General features: G+C 68.3%; 1 protein-coding gene. It reads right to left on the reverse strand.

The annotated features are described in order from the left end of the window. Nucleotides 1-1,559 (reverse strand): multifunctional oxoglutarate decarboxylase/oxoglutarate dehydrogenase thiamine pyrophosphate-binding subunit/dihydrolipoyllysine-residue succinyltransferase subunit (locus E4P40_RS27495; protein WP_245160634.1); only part of this gene is annotated, 1,559 nt, incomplete at its 3' end. Between the last annotated feature and the right edge of the window lie 12 nt (nucleotides 1,560-1,571).

The following is a 1,571-nucleotide window of genomic DNA, read 5'->3' on the forward strand; positions in this document are numbered from 1 at the left end:
GTGGAGTAGAGGCTCGATCGGGCCGCCGCCGGGCTGGTGGTGAAGCCGACCTGGTTGTTGATGACGACGTGCACCGTGCCGCCGGTGCGGTAGCCGCGCAGCTGGGAGAGGTTCAGCGTCTCCGCCACGACGCCCTGGCCGGCGAACGCGGAGTCACCGTGCAGCAGGACGGGAAGCACGGTGAAGCCGCCCTCGCCCTTGTCGATCATGTCCTGCTTGGCTCGCACGATGCCCTCGAGCACGGGGTTGACGGTCTCGAGGTGGCTCGGGTTGCTGGCCAGGGACACGGCGATCTCGGCGTCGGGCTTGAACGGGTTGCGGAACGTCCCGGTGGCCCCGAGGTGGTACTTCACGTCGCCGGAGCCCTGGACGCTGCCCGGGTCCATGTTGCCCTCGAACTCGCCGAAGATCTTGGCGTAGCTCTTGCCCAGGACGTTGGCGAGCACGTTGAGCCGGCCGCGGTGCGCCATGCCGATCGCGACCTCGTCGAGGCCGTGGTCGGTACCGGCGATCAGCACCTCGTCGAGGATGGGGATGACGGACTCGCCGCCCTCGAGGCTGAACCGCTTCTGGCCGACGTACTTGGTCTGCAGGAAGGTCTCGAACGCCTCCGCGGCGTTGAGCCGGCCCAGCACGTGCTTCTGCTTCTCGCGTTCGGGCTGCTCGTGCTTGACCTCGATCCGCTGCTGGAGCCACTCGCGCTCCTCGGGATCGGTGATGTGCATGTACTCCACGCCGACCGTGCGGCAGTAGGAGTTGCGCAGCACGCCGAGGATGTCCCGCAGCGCCATCAGCCGCTCGCCGGCGAAGCCCCCGACGGGGAACTTCCGGTCGAGGTCCCAGAGCGTGAGCCCGTGCTCGAGGATGTCCAGGTCGGGGTGCGTGCGGACCTTGTACTCGAGCGGGTCGGTGTCGGCCATGAGGTGGCCGTTGCGCCGGTAGGCCTCGATGACCTCGATGACGCGGGCTTCCTTGTCGATCTGCCCCTCGCGCGTGATCCGCACGTCCGGCATCCAGCGCACCGGGGTGTACGGGATCCGCAGCGACCGGAAGACGTCGTCGTAGAAGCCGTCCTCGCCGAGCAGCAGGGCGTGCAGCCGGCGGAGGAAGTCGCCGGACTCCGCACCCTGGATGATGCGGTGGTCGTAGGTCGAGGTCAGCGTGATGGTCTTCGACACGGCCATCTCGGTGAGCGCGTCGGGGTTCATCCCCTGGAACTCGGCGGGGTACTCCATCGCGCCGACGCCGATGATCGCGCCCTGACCGGCGGTCAGCCGCGGCACCGAGTGGTTGGTGCCGATGGTGCCCGGGTTGGTGAGGCTGATCGTGGTGCCGGTGAAGTCCTCCATCGTCAGCTTGTTCGCCCGGGCCCGCCGGATGATGTCCTCGTAGCCGGCCCAGAAGCCGGCGAAGTCCATCTCCTCGGCGGCCTTGATCGAGGCGACGACGAGCGAGCGGGAGCCGTCGGGCTTGGGCAGGTCGATCGCCAGGCCGAAGTTCACGTGCTCGGGCTGGATGTGCACCGGCTTGCCGTCGACCTCGGCGTAGGCGCTGTTCATGTTCGGGAAGTC

Source organism: Blastococcus sp. CT_GayMR20 (assembly GCF_004570345.1).